The sequence below is a fragment of the Gordonia lacunae genome (genome assembly GCF_002149015.1).
In the GTDB taxonomy this organism is placed as follows: Bacteria; Actinomycetota; Actinomycetes; order Mycobacteriales; family Mycobacteriaceae; genus Gordonia; species Gordonia lacunae.
The window spans coordinates 94,062-111,869 of record NZ_NGFO01000001.1; the positions used below are offsets into that span (position 1 = coordinate 94,062).

The following is a 17,808-nucleotide window of genomic DNA, read 5'->3' on the forward strand; positions in this document are numbered from 1 at the left end:
GTTGCGTAGAAAGTGGGACACCGTGACTGACACCACCGCAGGCAAGCTCGCCGACCTCCGCCAGAAGCTGGAGGCCGCCCGGGAACCGGGAGGTGAGAAGGCGCTGGCCAAACGCGCAGCGAAGGGGATCTGCTCTCCCCGTGAGCGTCTGAACATGCTCTTCGATCCCGGCACCTTCGTCGAGATCGGTGCGCTGGCGAAGATGCCGGGTGCGGCCGAGAGTGGCTACGGCGACGGTGTGGTCACCGGGCACGGCCTGGTGCACGGGCGCCCGGTCGCCGCCTTCTCGCACGACCAGTCGGTCTTCGGCGGAACCGTCGGTGAGATGTTCGGCCGCAAGGTCGCCTCGCTGATGGAGTGGGCGGGCAAGATCGGTTGCCCGATGGTCGGTATCAACGACTCCGCCGGGGCGCGTATCCAGGACGCGGTCACCTCGCTCGCGTGGTACGCCGAGATGGGCCGTCGCAACGACCTGCTCTCCGGTCTCGCGCCGCAGATCTCGGTGATCCTCGGCAAGTGCGCCGGCGGCGCGGTGTACACCCCGGCGAACACCGACATCCTGGTGGCCGTCGAGGACAAGTCGTACATGTTCGTCACCGGCCCCGACGTGCTGAAACAGGTGAACGGCGAGGAGATCTCGGCCGAAGACCTCGGCAGCGCCCACAACCAGGCGCGCTGGGGCAACATCCATCACGTCGCCGTCGACGAGAAGTCCGCGTTCGACTGGGTTCGCGAGTACCTGCAGTACATGCCGTCGAGCGCCTACGAGCGGCCGCCGGTGGTCAACCCGGGTCTCGAACCGGAGATCACCGAATCGGACCTGTCGCTCAACGACTTCATGCCCGACAACGACAACGCCGGGTACGACATGCACGACATCATCATCAAGCTGTTCGACGACGGCGCTTTCCACGAGGTCGGAGAGTTGTTCGCGCCCAACATCATCACCGGGTACGCCCGGGTGGACGGGCGTTCGGTGGGTGTGGTCGCCAACCAGCCGAGCGTGATGTCGGGAGTGCTGGACACCGATTCGTCGGAGAAGGCGACGCGATTCGTGCGCATCTGCAACGCCTTCAACATCCCGCTCGTGTTCCTGGTGGACACACCGGGCATCCTCCCCGGCCTCGCGGAGGAGCAGAAGGGCACCATCCGACGTTCCGGACGCTTCCTCTACGCCTATGTCGAGGCCGACGTCCCGAAGGTGACCGTGGTGCTGCGCAAGGCATATGGCGGCGCCTACGCGGTGATGGGCAGCAAGCATCTCGGTGCCGACATCAACTTCGCCTGGCCCACGGCGAAGATCGCGGTCATGGGCGCCGAATCGGCGGCCGCGGTGCTGACCCGGCGTCAGACCGAAGGACTCTCGGCCGCCGAGGCCGACAAGATCCGCCGGGAGTTCATCGACTTCTACAACACGATGATGGCCACCCCGTACCTCGCCGCCGAGCGCGGGTACGTCGATGCCGTCATCGAGCCGGCCGAGACCCGGCTGCAGCTCCGGAAGGCGTTGGCGCAGTTGCGCGACAAGGAGGTCCTCAAGACCCCGCGCAAGCACTTCCTGATGCCGATCTAGCGTTACGGCGCCCCGCAGAACCCCCGTTCCTCAGGGATCGGGGGTTCTCTCGTGGTCCACGCCGGCCCCCGCTCCCCGAGGTGCGAGGAGTGCCAGCGGCGGCCCCTTTGCTCCCTGTGGTGCGGGGAGTGCCAGCGGCGGCCCCTTTGCTCCCTGTGGTGCGGGGAGTGCCAGCGGCGGCCCCCTTTGCTCCCTGAGGAGCGCCCGGAGCTTGCGGAGGGCGCGTCACGAAGGGTCCGGGCAACCGGGTCAGCAGACCCTTCGTGACCCTTCGTGACGCTCGCACGCTCGCTCCTCAGGGAGCGGGACGCACAACCCCTAGTTCTTCACCGCTCGCATGGGTCCGGGTGTCCAGAGTCCGTTGTGGGTGTCGGTGGTGATGGTCAGCTCCGCGTCGGTCTGCGGGAGGATCGGGGTCAGGCTCTGGAGCATGCCCCAGTCCTTGGCCCAGTCGTTGCGCAGATAGGACGGGTACACGCGTGGGCGCAACTCGTTCTCGATGATGCCCAGCGGGCCGCCGGAGTCGCCGGCCATCCAGCGCTGTGAGTTGACGCGCTCGCCTTCGCGGTCCGGCGAGATCCGCCACTCCGGCGTCTCCAGCACCCCGTTCTTCACCCGAGCCGGGCGCTGGCACGGGAAGGCGAGTCCGGCCTCCCAGTCGATGAGCACCGGATCTTCGCTGCCCACGAGCGAATTGAGCGTCACCATCGAGGACACGCGCGGCGGGGTCACGGCCAGCCACTGATCGCGGAGTGTCGACGTGTCCTCGGCGAGGACGCGGACCACCGTCGCGCCCGGGGGCGCCTGATCCATCGGGAAGCGGAGGTTGCGCCATTCGGGTGCTCCGCCGATGTCGAGCGGGACCATCTGTCCGGCCGGTGCCACCGTGCCGTCGGGTGCGACGCGACCGAACTGCAGGCGCACCCGCTGTCCGGGCCGGGTGACGGCCAGGTCGTCGACGTACTCGACCTGTCCGGCCACCGACATCGTGACGAGTGGCTGCTCGCCGGAGGAGTTCGCCGGCAGCTGGTACCAGTCGGACGTGAGACGTCCGGTACCGCTGGGCGAGTTGTATGTTCCGAGCACCGGGGTCTCGCTCGGCGACAGGCCGAACGGCAGCTTCACCGTCGACCCGTTGACACCGGCCTGCGCGGTTCGTCCGCCGCTGGTGTCGCTGGACCCGGTGGTGGTGTCGGTTGCGCCGCTGCCGTCGTCGGTCGGATCGGACTGGGTGCGATCGACCTCGGCGGTCGAGGTGCCCGACGAGGACTCCCCGCCTTCTTCCTCGGTCTCCTCGGACAGGTCCGAGGCCACCCCGTTGGGGTCGAAACCCTCCATCCCGGTGCCGGCGAGAGCCGCGCCCGGTGACCGGTCGCGCTGCCCGGCCACTCGGGCGGGCGCCAGTAGGCCCGCGTTCGGATCGTCTTCCACCAGAACGGCATCGGCCAGTGCGCAGGGCTGACCCTGGAGGGCGTTGACGTTCGAGCTCAACCACGACCACGAGTTGCGTTGTGTCCAGTCCGCTTTGGCGAACGACACGAGCGTGAACAACAGCATGATGGTCGACACGACGATGATCGACGGGCTCCGCAGTCGGGCGAACACCGATCGCGACCGTCCGGCCCGGGCGGCGTCGTCGACGTAATCGTCCCTGAAGTGCTGCCACAGACCGAGCGCGGTGAGCGCGATCGCGACCGCCAGGATGCCCGTCCACAGCGGGATGCCGCGCACATCGGGAACCGCGTCCCGCCAGGGGATCCCGTAACTGCCGACGTACCACCACTGGTTGCGTCCGGAGAACGCGAGCGCCAGGACGTACGCGCAGGCGGCGGCGAACAGCGTCCGGTTACGCCGGCGCCGCATGATGGTGCGGTCGGCACAGGCGGTCGCGACCGCGGCGAGGGCGCCACCGATCGCGGCGTACACCCCGAGCTGGTGGGTCCACTTGGTCGGCAGGAACGCCATCAGCACGGCCGACCCGGCGACCATCGCGACCAGACGCCATGTGGGAGCGGTCGCGATGCCGGGCAGGCGTCGCCGGTTGAGCAGCATCACCACGACCAGGATGAAGCAGGTGAACACGATGAGGATGCCGAAGCGCCGGGCGATGCCGCCGTCGGCCGTCGGGTTCATCAGCATGTAGTAGCGCATCGGCTCTTCCCACCACTTGTTGGTGGGACCGACCTGGCCGTTGACCGAGACGGCTTCCAGAATGGGCGCGAGCGACTGGTCGGCGAAGATCTCGAACATCACCGCGAGCCCGGCGGCGAGGATCGGCAACAGCAGCGGCCACAGCCCGTCACGCTTGCGGCGCACCGCGAAACGCTTGATGAGCGGGCGGATACCGGCGATGAGAGCGATCGAGGCGATCACGCCGGTGGGGTGGATCGTGAGAGTGAACGCGGCCGCGATGATGCCGATCGTCAGCGGGAAGAACCGGCCCGTTGCGATCGCGCGCTCGACGCACACCCAGGTGAAGAGGGTGCCCAGCGCGATGAGCGGCTCCACGCGCAGACCGTTGTTGTACGGCATCCACACGGCCAGGAAGACCAGTGCCGCAGCCCAGATCGCCGGCGTCGACTCTCGGACCGCACGTCCGAGACGGGGGATCGCGGCACGGCTGATCAGCCACCACGAGGCCATCGCGAACAGGAACGGCAGCAGACGCAGCCACGGCGTCGCGGTGCTGATCTCCATCCACGCGGACAGATAGTGGTAGTGCCAGCCGAACGGGTCCTGCGGGACCCCGAAATAGCGGTAGTAGTTGTCGAGATAGCCGGCCTCGCCGGCGATCCGGCCGACGGTCACCTGATAACCGTCGTCGGCCGTGTTCCCGCCGACGAACAGCCAGATCAGCAGCACGAGTGTGACGACTCCGTCGACCGGGCGAACCCGCCACCAGCCCGCCGGGAACAGCTTGTGATGACCGCGCGCATCCCGGGCGTCGAGGACGGCCAGTGCGCCGAGGGACAGGATCGTCGAGGCGATGCCGAGAACCAGCAGCCAGAACTTGAGAGTCGTGGGGGTGGAGACGAATCGGGTGTCGATGGTGGACCGGAAGGACAGTCCGTCGGTGCTGACATCGGCCGGCAGGCTCGAGTACACGCCGATGATCTGCGGGCGGGCGTTGGGATCTCGGAGATCGAAGGACCGGATCGCGTCGGTCTCGTTGTCGTTCGGCAGGCCCTGGATGGAGCCCCGGGTCCCCTCGGTGTCGGCCTCGACGACGATGCGACAGTCCGGTGCGTTCTGCGCGGCCGCCCGGGGGGTGCTGAGCAGCACGACATTTCGTTGCACCACCTGGAGCGAGTCGGCGGTGGCGCGGACGAAGAGCCCGACCTTGCCCGCCTCCGCACCGCCTTCGGGCACCGTGGACAACAGCACGCCGCCGGACGCGGGCAGCGACGCCCCGAGTGCGCATGGCACCCCGACGTCCATCGAGACCGGGACGAACGACACGTTCGGGGCCGCGACGTTGGCCACCGAACCCTGCTGCGGCCAGGTCAGTTCGGCCTTCGTGTAGTCGACCGGCAGGAACGGGCTGAGGAGCGCGAGCAGGATGCCGACGACACCCGCGGCCATCGCGACGATGCGTGCGGCGCCGGCGTGCCGTTCCGCGAAGCCCGTGCGGCCGGTCTTCTCGGAGGGCACGGTCGGGGACGGACTCGGGCCGGGGGAAGTGTCGGTGCTTGCCACGTCTGCCTGGTTCTCTCCGGGGTGAGGGTTCGCCGGGTCGGCGTGCGAGTCGCTGCGGTCAGTCATCTTCGGGCACCACCCTGATCGGACCCGGGCGCGACCATCTCCACGTGGTCGTCGTCCCGGTCTCCACCTCCGCGGGTCGTGCCTGCGGCGCCAGCGGGGTCAGCCGTTGGAGGTTGCCCCACTCGCGATACCAGTCGTTGTCGAGGTAGGTGGCGAGGGTCGACGGCCGCGTGAGCGCCTCGACCGGCGCAAGCAGTCCGCCGTCCTCGGCGGCCATCCAGGTCTTCGACTGTGAGTTGGCGATCCACGACTCAGGCAGGATGCGCCACTGCGGGACGTCGAAGACCCCGTGGTGGGCGGTCATCGGTCGCTGGCACGGGAACACCGCGCCGGCGGCGAAGTCGATGAGGACGGGATCGGTGGAGCCGACGACATCCTGCAGGGTCTGTAGGACCGGCGCACGCGGGGGTGTGACGGCGAGCCACTGATCCGGGTCGAGGTTGTTGTCCCGGGCGACGATCCGCATCACGGTCGCGTCGGCGGGCACGCGGTCCATCGGGATCCGTAGGTTGCGCCATGGGCGGTTGGTCCGTTCGGGATCGATCGGGACCGCGGGGGCACCGACCTCTTCGAACTGACCGTTGGTTTCTGTACCGAACTGGACCTCCAGGGCCTGCCCGAAGTTCGGGACACCGTCCCGGTCGAGCGTGAAGACCGCGCCGGCGGCGGTGATGACGATCAGCGGCGAGGAGTCGCGCGCGGGTAGGCGGTACCAACCGGTGGTGAGAGTGGCCTGACCACTGGTGGTCTCGTGGCTCCCCAGCACCGGGGTGGTCGCCGGGTCGAGACCGAACGGGAGCGCGGCGGTACTGCCGTTGACGCCACGCGGGCCCACGCCGCCGGTGGTGCCCGGATTGCTGCCGTAGACGATGAAGGTCTTCGACAGGTCCGCCGAGGTGTTCATCGCACCGGGCTTCTGGGCCCCGGCCTGCGGTGTCAGATCCGCCTTCACGCCGTCGGGACGGAAGCCCTCGGACCGGCCCTGCAGGGTGGACGACGCCGTGCCGCCGTCCGCCGGAGCCAGCATGCCCCGGTTCGGATCGGGTTCGACGAGCACGGAATCTGCCATCGCGCAGGTGTTTCCGCGCGCGGAGTCGAGATTTGCCGACAGCATCGTGAAGGTGTCCGCGCGGCCGGCTGCGGCTTTGGCGAACACGGCGAGCTCGCTCACGACGATGAGGACGGCGATCACCGCGATGGGCGCGGAAGCGATACCGATCCGCCAGCCGGACGGCGCCGCCCCGCGATCATGGGCGAGGCCGGTCTCGTCGACGAAGTCCATCCGGAGGTGCTGCCAGATCGCGAACAGCAGCGCCACCACCGCCAGGGCGAGTAGCACGGTCGACACCTGGATGCCGGCGACGACCGGTGCCTTGTCGAACCAGGCGATACCGAAGTCGGCCGGCCACGGCCACGCGTTCTTGCCCGCCGAGGCGGCCGCGCACGCCACCAGGAGTCCGGCGACCAGGATGGACAGGTTGCGCAGCGTGCGACGTGCTGCCTGGCCGATCGCCACGCAGGCGACGGCGGCCAATGCGGCGCCGAGACCGGCGAAGATGCCGAACTGGATGGTCCACTTGGTCGGGGTGAACGACAGGAACAGGACCGTGAGCAGGGAGGCACCCAGGACCCGCCACACCGCCCCCGGGTCGATTCCGTCGATCCGCTTGCGCCGCAGCATGATCGCCAGCACGACGAACATGGACACCGCGAACAGCAGGACCGGGATGCGTCGGGCCAGGGCGCCGTCGGTGGTGTTCACCGCGAGGAAGTAGTAGCGGAGCAGTTCCTGGTACCAGGCCAGCGTCGGACCGACCGAGTACCGGATACGCAGGGCTTCGAAGACGGTCGCGAGTGTCTGGTCCCGGAAGACGATGATGACGACCAGCGCCACACCGGCGAGCAGCGGGGCGAGCAGCGGCAGGAGCCCGTCTTCGGCACGGCGTCGGACCAGGATGCGGAGCATGGGCCGGGCGCTCGCGATGAGCAGGGCGAGCGCGACGAGACCGTGCGGGGCCAGGGCGAGCGTCAGTGCGGCGGTGAACGCGGCGATGACGGCCGGCAGCATCCGCCGCGTCGAGACCGTGACCTCGACCGCCCACCAGGTCGCCAGGGTGCCGAGGACGATGATGCCCTCGCTGCGCAGACCCGAGCACATCGGCAGCCAGAACGCGAGGAAGACCGCCGCGCCGGTGAGCATCGCCCACTGTGACCGGCGAACGGCGCCCCCCAGGCGGGGTAGGAGGACCCGGCTGAGGATGAACCAGGCGGCCAGACCCGCGAACAGCGACGGGAGCCGCATCCACAGGCCGGTCGTCGAGATGGTCGACCAGTACGCGAGGAAGTTGTAGTACCAGTCGAACGGTGCTTCGGGGATGCCGTAGAAGCGGTAGTAGTTCGCCAGATATCCGGCGTCCGCGGCGTTGCGCCCCATGTTGAGGATGTAACCGTCGTCGGGCGATCCGGCGCCGAGGAAGTGCCACAGCACGAGCGTCAGCGTGACGCCGATGTCGGTGGGGCCGGGCTTGAGGACAGTGCGCCACCGGAGTCGACGCCCGACGCGGCGGTGGTAGCCGTGGATCCGGTCGAGACGTCCGACGGCGACGAGGGCGGCGACCGCGGCACCGACGCCGACGACCATCACGACCCATTTGAGGATCGACGGTGAGGAATCGAAGCGGTCGTCGACGTCGAGTCGGACGGCGAAGCCCGGCGCCGACCGGACCTGCTCGGGTGTGAGATCGGTGAAGACACCGGCGATCTGCGGGTTCGACGACGGCTCGGCGAGGCCGACGTCGCCGCCGCCCGCGGTGGCCGGGCCCGGGGGCAGGCCGACGAACTGGGCGCCGGTCGTCGTGGCATCGGAAAAGACCCTGAGCTGGGAGCAGCCGGCGAGGACCTCGCGCGGCGCCGACGCCAGGGTCTTGTTGCGGTTGGAGACCGTGACACCGGCGGCGTCGGCCACGACGAACAATCCGTTGTCGCGGGCCTTGGACGCGGCCGCGGGCATCGTCGACAGCACCACGGTGGAGGTATCGCCGGGGGTCGACTCCAGCACGCGGCACGGGATCGTGATCGCCACGTCGCGAGCGGTCTGCGCGACCAGCGGAGCCGTGATGGACGCCGAGGCACCCGTCTGCTGTGGCCATGTGATCGACGCGGCGGACGTGCTGACCGGCAGGAACGGCGTCAGGACCCCCGCGACGACGGCGACGAGACCGGCGACTGCGGCGACGAGGGCGACGGTGCGGGAGCGGGGTCCGCCGGACGTGCGCTGCGCAGGGTCTTCGGCGGTGGTGTCGGCGTTGCCAGCGGACACTTCAGGCGACTTCGGCACAGGCGCATCGTAGTCAGCCATGCTGTGACAAACCCAAATCCCCTGACCGATTCTCGTACCGGCAATGCCGCTGTCAGCCCGTTGACGCTACAGATCGCGGCGCGCGATACGGATCAGGAGAACCGCATGAGGATCGAGTGCACCGCCTGGGTCACGGTCATACGGTCATAGGTCTGCACGAACTCGAAGGTCCGCTCGAGATCGGGCCCGGCGTCGTGCTGGTCACGCGCCGAGAGCAGCGCCGCGAAGTGCGGTCCGAGAACCGCGACGTTCCACTCGTTGATGAGGTCGTCGTCCGCGTCGAGGGGCGCGCGGTGCACGTTCCCGTCTCGGATGTCGGGGAGTCCGACGCCGTAGACCCCGGCGAGACCCGTCTTCTCCGACATCTCTCGCCACCGCTTCGCGGTCCGCGAGGTGAAGTGCTCGGCGAACTGGAAGGTGCCCAGGACGATCGCGGCACCGCCGATCGCGGCCTGCTCCTCCAGTGCCTTGCTCATCTCGATGAGGAGGCGCTTGTTGCCCATGCGTGGGGAGATGGAGGTCGATGCGATGCGGTACGGCGTGGACTTCTCCGGACCCGGGGTGGTCCAGACCGGCATCTCGGGAAGTGGCACGACGGTGCGGCTGGCGAGAACCGAGGGGTCGGTCACGGCTGGGTAGAGGTCGCCGATACCGAAGGCGGCACCCATGGTCTGCGCGGTGATGCGGCTGTCCTCGTCGTCGACGCCCTCGGCGATGACGACGGCGTGGCTGCGCTCGGTGTGCGCGGCGAGCGCGTGGGCGAGATGGGCGGCGTCGGAGCTGGTCCGCGAGGTGAGCAACTCGGCACCGGTGACGATGATGTCGGGCTCGACGAGCGAGAGCAGGGTGGCCGCGTGCTCGCTGCGGACGAGACCGTCGACACAGATGATCTTGCCGGCCGCGCGGGCGCGGGCCACCCGGGCGAGTGTCCGCTGCGGACTGCGCTCAACGGCGTCGGGCAGGATGACCATGACGTGGCGTTCGAGACTGCGCGCGGTGTCGGCGTCGAGGTTGTCGATGAGATCGAGGTCGAGGGAGACCAGCAGCGGCAGGATCTTGGCGAGCGACTGTGCACGCTGGGACGCGGCCATCTTGCGCTTGCGTTCGTCGAGGACGGGATGTTCTTCGACGAGGCGGGCCGCGCGCTTGAGCGCGGCGGCGGTGGCCAGACGGGTTCCGGCCGGACCTCGGAGCTGCAGTTCGACGGCGGCCAGAGCACCGTCGGACAGCCGGCAGACCGGCGCGAACTGCATATGGAGCTCCAGATCATCGAACAGGGTGAATGATCGCGTTTCGGACACACGTGCCTCCCCGTCGAAGCGAGAAGCGCCCCGATCGATCTGGTGGACGCGGTTGCTTCACATCCTGTTCGCGGCCTGAGCCTGTGGCCAGCGTAACAAACCGCGCGCTCCGGACATGCTCGAGAAGCCCTTGGGGCTCATGGTCCCAAGCGGCGCAACGTATTCGGCTGTGAGTCCTGGTGCGAGTAGCAGTGCCTGTTCGGGGTAGTCGGTACAGGAAAGGTGTCACCGCGGTCGCGACCAACGGGGCGGAAGGTCGCGACCGCGGCTCCGGGGGCGGGTCCGGGGGTGTGGTGACCCGCTACTCGGTCTTGTCCGGCGAGGTCAGCGGGCTGCGTCGGCCGCTTCCTTCTCACCACTGGCGCCGGCGTGGGTGAGTTCGCCGGTGTAGCTCTCGAGATGCGCGCGCACGAACCACTGGAACTTCTCGAGTTCGGCGGTCTGGCCGATGAGGATGTCCTCGGTGATCGGGTCGATGTCGCCGATCTTGCTGATGCCGTCGCGGTGCGACGTGATGAACCCGTCGTAGACGAGGTCGAGGGCGCCCAGATGTGCCTGCGCCGTGTCGCGCCCGATCGAGTAGTCGCTCCACGAGCGGTCGTCCTCGATGGCCTTGGCGGTTCCCCTGGGGGCAGCTCCGAGGGTGGCGATCCGCTCGGCGATGGTGTCGGCATAGCCGCGGACGAGCTCGACCTGGGGGTCGATCATCTCGTGCACACCGATGAAGTTGGCGCCGACCACATTCCAGTGGATGTGCTTGAGGGTGAGGTGCAGGTCGTTCAGCGCGCTGAGGCGTTCCTGCAGAATGCCCACGACCTCGTTGGCGGCGTCGTTGCTGAGTCCAGGTGCGGTGAATGAAGGCATGACTCGAAATTAGGCCGGTGGGCCCGACCTGACGAGGTCTCGCAGCCATGAGTGACGGAACCGAGACGGCACATCACAGTGGGGTAACGAAGCGTGCTGCCCGCGTTTGCCGCGTCGACGATGGGGAAGAAGAAACCCCAGGTCGACGCGGCATTCAGGGATCGGTCAGTAGCCGCTCGAACGCATCGGCGCGGGGTCGTACAGACCCGAACGACGGGCGGTGCCGAGGTCGAGTTCGGCGGCCGGAGCCGGGATGATCTCGGTGAACCGCTGCAGCCCGCCCCAGTCGCGTCCCCAGTTGTTCCGGAGGTACGTCGGCAGCAGGGTGGGTCGCAGCATCGCCTCGGTGATCCCGAGCGGGCCGCCGGCGGTTCCCGACATCCAGGTCTGGCTGTTCTTCCGGGTGGCCTCGGCGTCGGGCATGATCCGCCACTGCGGTACCTCGAGGACGCCGTTGCGCACCTTCATCGGCTGCTGACAGGGGAAGACCATGCCGGGCAGCCAGTCGATGAAGACCGGGTCGGTCTGCCCCACGACGTCGTCGAGCGTGGCCAGCGTGCTGACCCGCGGTGGTGTGACCGCCACCCACTCCGACGGTGCGGCCGCGGTGTCGGCGACCTCGACCCGCACGACGGTCGCCCTCGGCGGTGCGTCGGCGAGCGGGAACCGCAGGTTGCGCCACGTCGGGGTCTCGCCGATGTCGATCGGGAACATCCGGCCCAGGGTGCTCACCCGGCCGTCGGCCTCCACGCGGCCGAACTGCACCGTCACCTTCTGGCCGGCGTGGACCACCCCGATCCCGTCGACCGCCTCGACCGAACCGGCGACCGCCATCGTCAGCAGCGGGGCGTCGGCGGAGCGCTCGGGCAATGCGTACCAGTCCGAGGTCAGCGAGCCGGTCCCCGACGGTGAGCCGTAGCTGCCGAGCACGGGTGTCTCGGCAGGATTCAATCCGAACGGCAGACGCACGGTCGACCCGTTGACGCCGCGGGCGCCCTGGCCTCCTTCGGTACCGCCCTGAGCGGACGAACTGTCGCCGGATTCGTCCGACCCTGCGCCGGTCTGGGCGCTGTTCTGCGCACCCGACGTGCTCGACGACTCGGTGCTCTCGGTCGCGTCGACCGACAACTTGCCGGGTACGCCGTTGGGTGTGAAGCCGGTGGCGTCCGGGCCGGCCAGCGCAGCGGCGACACCGGGAGCGGGCCGGCCGGCCACGGCCGCGGGCCGTAGGAGACCGGCGGTGGGATCGGCCTCCACCAGGACGTCGTTGGCCAGACCGCACGAGTCGCCGGTGAGAGCGCGCGCGTTGGACTTCATCCACGACCACGAATCACGCTGCTCGTAGGCACCTTTCGCGAACGAGGCGACCATGAACAGCACCATCACACCGGCGATGACCGGCAGCGGGGAGAACTTCAGCCTGGAATACCACTTGTCGCCGCCCCGGGTTCGGGTCAGCTCGTCGACGAAGTCGTCGCGGAAGTGGAACCACAGGCCCGCCAGTGCGGTCGCGACCGCGGCGATCAGGATGAACCAGGCGATGTTGATGCCGCCCACCGTCGGCGGGCGATCCCACCAGGGGACGCCGTAGCTGCCGACGAACCACCAGCCGTTGGTGCCGGCGAAGGAGATCCCGGTGATGGCCAGCACCGCGGCGGCGAAGAAGCTGCGATTGCGTCGCGACCGCAGTACCGCCGGCGCCATCATGGCGCCGGCCGCGGCGGCGAGGCCCGCGGCGATACCCGCGTACACACCGAAGTGATGGGTCCACTTGGTCGGTGTGAAGGCGATGAAGAACATGGTGCCGAGGGTCACCGCGACGAGACGCCAGATCGGCGCGCGCGCAACGCCGTTCGGATGTTCCCGGCGGAGCAGGCGAAGCAGCACGACGAAGAGACACAGGATCATCGCCAGTACGCCGAAGCGTCGGGCGAGCGTGCCGTCGGCGGTCGGGAGGATCAGGTAGTAATAGCGGATCGGTTCTTGCCACCACTCGAGCGTCGGGCCGACGTCGGACGCGACCTTGTTGCCCGCGATCAACGGCGCGAGCGGCTGATCGGCGAAGATCTGGAACAGCACGGCGGTGCCGGCGGCCAGGATGGGTGCGAGCATCGGCAGCAGGCCGTCCCGGGAACGGCGCGACACCAGCGTCTTCACGATCGGCCGGATTCCGGCGAGCAGTGCGGCGACCGCCATCAGTCCGCCGGGAGCAAGCGCGAGCGTGAAGGCGGCGGTGACCACCGCGATGGCATAGGGGAGCAGTCGGCGGGTCGCGATCGCGCGCTCCACACAGCACCAGGTGAGCAGTGCACCCACGGCCTCGGCCGGTTCCGGACGCAGACCGTTGTTGAACGGCAACCAGATCGCGAGGAAGACGAATGCCGCCGACCACACGGCCGGCGTGCTGTGCCGGACTGCGCGGCCCAGACGCGGGATCACCTCTCGGCTGATCAACCACCAGCCGAGCAGACCGAGAAGGAATGCGGGCAGACGCATGAACGGTGCCGCGACGCTCACGTCCGTCATGGCCGAGATGACCTGGAAGTGCCAGCCGAACGGATCCTGCGGCACACCGAAGTAGCGGAAGTAGTTGTCGGCGTATCCGGCGTCGCCGGTGATCCGGCCGACGATGAAGTTGTACCCGTCGTCGGAGGTGTTGGCGCCCGCGAACCACCAGAAGGCGAGGATCGCGAACACCGCGACGTCGGGTGGCCGGATGGTGAACCATCCCGACGGGAGGAACCGCTTGTGGCTGCGGCCATCCCGCCGATCCAGAATCCCGAGTGCGATCAGCGAGACGATCGTCAGGAGGATGCCGAGCACGATCGCGGTGAACTTCAGCGGGGTGGGGGTGCTGACATAGCGGGTGTCGATGGTGGCGCGCATCGACAACCCGTCGCGCGGCGCGTCGGCGGGCAGATCGCTGTAGATGCCGACGATCTGGGGGCGCATCTCGTGGTCGGCCAGCGTGAAGCCGTGCGAGGCGCCCGAGTCCGCAGCGGGTTCGGGTAGGCCCTCGAACCGCCCGCTCACCCCTTCGCCGTCGGCGCGCATCACGATTCGACAGTTCGGATTCGACTGTGCGGCAGCGCGATCGGTGTTAAGCAGTGCGACGTTGCGATCGGTGAGGGTCAGCGCGTCGGCCGTTGCCCGGACGAACAACCCGCGGGCGCCGGCGTCCTGGCCGCCCTCGGGGATCGTCGACAGCAGCACCCCGCCCTGCTCGGGCAATCGGGTGGCCAGCGAACACGGCACCGACATGTCCATGTCGATCGGGACGAAGGACACCAGCGGCGCGGCGACATCCGAGACCCCACCACCCTGTGGCCACTTCAGTTCGGCGGTCGACTGATTCACCGGTAGCAGCGGGGTGAGCACCGCCAGCAGGAACCCGAGCAGACCGGTGACGGTCGCGACGACCTTCGGATTCACGGTCGCCATGCGGGAGATACGGGACTCACTCATCGGATTGGGGCTCCACCCTGATCGAGCCGGTGCGCGACCAGCCCCATTGCGTCGTCTGTGCCGTGTCGATGCGCGCGTCGGGCGCGTCGGACACGAGCGGTGTCAGCTTCTCCAGTGCGCCCCAGTCGCGCACCCAGTCATCCTGCAGGTAGGTCGAGACCGCCGAGGCCGAGGTGGTGGCCTCGGAGATGCCCAGCAGGCCCCCGTCCACGCCGGCCTGCCAGGTCTTGGACTGGGAGTTGGTCAACGGGTAGTCGCCCAGGATGCGCCACTGCGGCACCTGGGCGACACCGTGGGAGACACCCATCGGTCGCTGGCACGGGAAGTGCGAGGCCACCCCGAAGTCGATGAGTGTGGGCGCCGCCGATCCGACGACGTCCTGCAACGTCTGCAACCGCGGGGCGCGCGGCGGCGTGATCCCGATGAACTGCTTCTCGCCGAGATTGTTGTCCTGCAAGGACAACCGCATCACGGTCGCCCGCGGCGGGGCCGCCGACATCGGCACCCGCATGTTGCGCCACGGCATGTTGAGGATCACGGGCCCGGGGTCGATCGGCAGGATGTCGGGGCCGACCTGCTCGAAGTTCCCGTCGGCGCCGGGGCGTCCGAACTGCACCACCATCTTCTGCCCGAAGTTCCGTACGCCGAAGGTGTCGACGGTCGAGACGGCGCCCGCGGTGCTGAACACCAGCAGCGGCGACGCGGCGCGGTCGGCGGGTAGGTCGTACCACCCGGTGGTCAGGCGGGCCTCGCCCGGATATCCGTAGCTGCCCAGGACCGGTGTGGTCGCGGGATCGAGGCCGTAGGGCAGTTTGGCGGTGGAACCGTTCACGGTCTCCGGCCCGCGTCCGCCGGTGGTACCGGCGCCCAGTCCGCCGGTGATCGCGAACGGGCGGGCCATGCTCGCCGACACGTTCATCTGCCCGGGGCGCTGGCTCCCCGGCTCGGGCTGGAGGTCGTCGGGAATCCCGCTGGGGGAGAAACCTACCGGGTTCTCGCCGCGCAGCGCCTGGGTCGTCGTCGCGCCGCCCGCCGGGGTCAGCATGCCGACATTGGGATCGAGTTCGACGAGGACATCGTCGGCGAGGCCGCAGCTGTTGCCGCGGAGGGTGTCCAGATTCTCGGCCAGTGCCGTCGACGCCGGATACCGGGTCACCGCGGCCTTGGCGAACAACAGCAATTCGACGATCACGAGCAGGCCGGCGATCACCGCCAGTGGCGAGGAGGCGAGGAAGAGGCGTCGGCGATCCGCCCGTGTCTCGCCGGGCCCGGTGTCGGCGTGGGCGAGACCGCGATTGGTGACGTAGTCCAGGCGCAGGTGCTGCCACACCGCTACCGCGGCCGCGATCACGGCGAGGATCAGGAACAGGGTCGACGCCTGGTAACCGGCGATGACCGGCGCCCGGTCGAACCAGGAGATGCCGTATTCGTAGAGGAACGGCCACGAGTTGTAACCCGCCATCGCCGCCGCCATCGCGAACAGCAGCCCCGAGACGAACACGGTCAGGTTTCGGGCCGACCGGGCCGCCGACTGGGCCACGGCCACGGTGGCCACCGCCACGATCGCCGACGCGAGCCCGGCGAGCACGCCGAACTGGATGGTCCATTTGGTGGGCGTGAACGCGAACAGCAGGAGGGTGACACCCACGGCGCCGATCAGTCGCCACGCCGGACCCGGGTCGACGCCGCGAATCCTGGTGCGGCGCAGCATGACGGCGACCGTCACGAACAGGCCGGCGAGCAGGAGCAGCAGTGGCACCCGACGGGTGAGCGCGCCGTCGTCGGTCACGACCGAGATGAAGTAGTACCTCAGGAACTCCTGGTGCCAGGAGATGACCGGCCCGACCGTGTAGCGCAGCTTGATCGCCTCGAGGACGGTCGCCAGGGTCTGATCCCGGAACACCACGATGAGCACGAGCATCCCGGCCGCGGCGATCGGCGCGACGAGGGTCAGCGTCGACGTCCAGACCGAGCCGCCGAGACTCTTACGCCGATCGATGAGGATGTGCAGCAGCGAGCGGGCGGCCACCAGCAGGATGGCCACACCGATGAGGCCGTGCGGTGCGAGAGCGAGGGTGAACCCCGCGATGAGAGCGGCGAGTGCCGCCGGCAGGAGTCGTCGTGTCGCGATGGCGTGTTCGGCGGCCCACCAGGTGAGCAGCGAACCCAGGACGATGATCCCTTCACTGCGCAGGCCGCTGCAGAACGGCAACCAGAATGCGGTGAACGTGAGGGCGGCGGCCCAGATCGCCCAGGAACTCCGCCGTACGGCCGGACCGAGGCGAGGCAGGAGCACACGGCTGAGGACGAACCACGACACGAGCCCGGCGATGAGTTGCGGAATGTGCATCCACAGCACCGACGGCGAGACCGACGACCACGCGGCGAGGAAGCTGTAGTACCAGTCGAAGGGAGCTTCGGGGATGCCGTAGAAGCGGTAGTAGTTGGCGAGGTATCCGAAGCCGTCCGCGGTGCGGCCCATGTTGAGGATGTAGCCGTCGTCGGGCGAACCGGCCCCCAGGACGCTCCAGACCAGCAGGATCGCGGTGACGACCAGGTCGGTGGCTCGGGGTTTCAGCGACTGCCACCAGGAGCGGGTTCGCGCGCCGATCCGGCGATGGTAGCCGCCGATGCGATCGAGCAGCCCCAGCGCGACGACGGCGACGAGGACCGACAGGGCGGCGAGCACCATCACCACGATCTTCAGGATCGATGGCGACGACTCGTAGCGGTTGTCGATGCTCACCTGCACACGCAGGCCGTCGTCTGCGGCTGCGCGTGCCTGCGCCGGGGTCAGATTGCTGAAGATGCCGTCGACCTGCGGTCGGCGGTCCGGCGGCAGGGTCGTCGACTCGCCGAGTCCGACGAACTCCGCGCCGGGGCCGGTGGGCGCGGAGAAGATGCGCAGTTCCCGGCATCGGTCCAGGTCGGCTCGGGCGGCGGTCGCGGCGAGGGTGTTCCGGAAGGTCACCGTGATCGCGGCGTCGGTGGCGGTGACCCACAGCGACGACGACTTCGACTTCGGCGCGTTGGTCGGCATCGTCGCCAGGACCACCCCGTCCTCGGCAGACGCGAGCGTCGCGCACGGGATTCGGGCGTCGAGGGTCTGCGGGGTCTGCGCGATGAGCGGAGCCATCACCGACGAGGTGTCGGCGCTCAGGTCCTGTCCGGCCGGCCAGGCGAAACCGGCGTCGACGGCCTTGACCGGTAGGAGCGGGGTGAGGGCACACAGCACGATGCCCGCGACCCCGGCCACGATCGCCACCCACCGGGCGGTGCCCGCGGAGATCCTGGTCGATGGCCCCGGCGACGACGGTTCTGCGGAATCCTCTGGCGAGGTCGGGGCTGTCACGGGCACGGTGCCTCATCGTAAGCGACGTGCCCCGGCCCACCTAGGGGCCACCCCGCAGCCCTGATCGATGAGGCGCGAGAGCCGCACGATCTCTGGCTCCCTGAGGTGCGAGGAGTGTGGGCGGTGGCCCTCT

At 69.0% G+C, this 17,808-nt stretch carries 7 protein-coding genes; 1 reads left to right on the top strand and 6 read right to left on the bottom strand.

The features are described 5' to 3' along the window. Window positions 1-22 precede the first annotated feature (22 nt). Complete coding sequence (locus tag CA982_RS00425; protein ID WP_086533385.1) at window positions 23-1,573, top strand: acyl-CoA carboxylase subunit beta; 1,551 nt, start codon at window positions 23-25, stop codon at window positions 1,571-1,573. A gap of 318 nt (window positions 1,574-1,891) precedes the next feature. Here CA982_RS00425 and CA982_RS00430 read toward each other — a convergent pair whose 3' ends face one another. From CA982_RS00430 to CA982_RS00455, 6 genes are all read right to left on the bottom strand, one after another. Then, on the bottom strand, window positions 1,892-5,335 hold the full coding sequence (locus CA982_RS00430; protein ID WP_086533386.1) for an arabinosyltransferase domain-containing protein: 3,444 nt from the start codon (window positions 5,333-5,335) through the stop codon (window positions 1,892-1,894). Continuing rightward, entirely contained in the window at window positions 5,328-8,693 is a 3,366-nt protein-coding gene (locus CA982_RS00435; RefSeq protein WP_086533387.1) for an arabinosyltransferase domain-containing protein, read from the bottom strand. Before CA982_RS00435 ends, CA982_RS00430 begins: the two co-directional genes overlap by 8 nt. Before the next feature lie 92 nt (window positions 8,694-8,785). Next, entirely contained in the window at window positions 8,786-9,994 is a 1,209-nt protein-coding gene (locus tag CA982_RS00440; protein WP_086533388.1) for a DICT sensory domain-containing protein, read from the bottom strand. A gap of 324 nt (window positions 9,995-10,318) precedes the next feature. Further along, window positions 10,319-10,858 (bottom strand): Dps family protein, encoded by a 540-nt coding sequence (locus CA982_RS00445; protein ID WP_086533389.1) that lies wholly within the window; start codon window positions 10,856-10,858, stop codon window positions 10,319-10,321. Window positions 10,859-11,023: 165 nt separating this feature from the next. Then, window positions 11,024-14,323 (bottom strand): arabinosyltransferase domain-containing protein, encoded by a 3,300-nt coding sequence (locus tag CA982_RS00450; protein ID WP_086533390.1) that lies wholly within the window; start codon window positions 14,321-14,323, stop codon window positions 11,024-11,026. Continuing rightward, window positions 14,316-17,681 (bottom strand): arabinosyltransferase domain-containing protein, encoded by a 3,366-nt coding sequence (locus tag CA982_RS00455; protein ID WP_208617842.1) that lies wholly within the window; start codon window positions 17,679-17,681, stop codon window positions 14,316-14,318. The genes CA982_RS00450 and CA982_RS00455 overlap by 8 nt, the downstream gene beginning before the upstream one ends. Window positions 17,682-17,808: the final 127 nt, after the last annotated feature.

Coding starts and splice junctions, on each gene's coding strand:
- CA982_RS00430 (WP_086533386.1), bottom strand. CDS start 5,335: ATGACTGACCGCAGCGACTCGCACGCCGACCCGGCGAACCCTCACCCC.
- CA982_RS00435 (WP_086533387.1), bottom strand. CDS start 8,693: ATGGCTGACTACGATGCGCCTGTGCCGAAGTCGCCTGAAGTGTCCGCT.
- CA982_RS00445 (WP_086533389.1), bottom strand. CDS start 10,858: ATGCCTTCATTCACCGCACCTGGACTCAGCAACGACGCCGCCAACGAG.
- CA982_RS00450 (WP_086533390.1), bottom strand. CDS start 14,323: ATGAGTGAGTCCCGTATCTCCCGCATGGCGACCGTGAATCCGAAGGTC.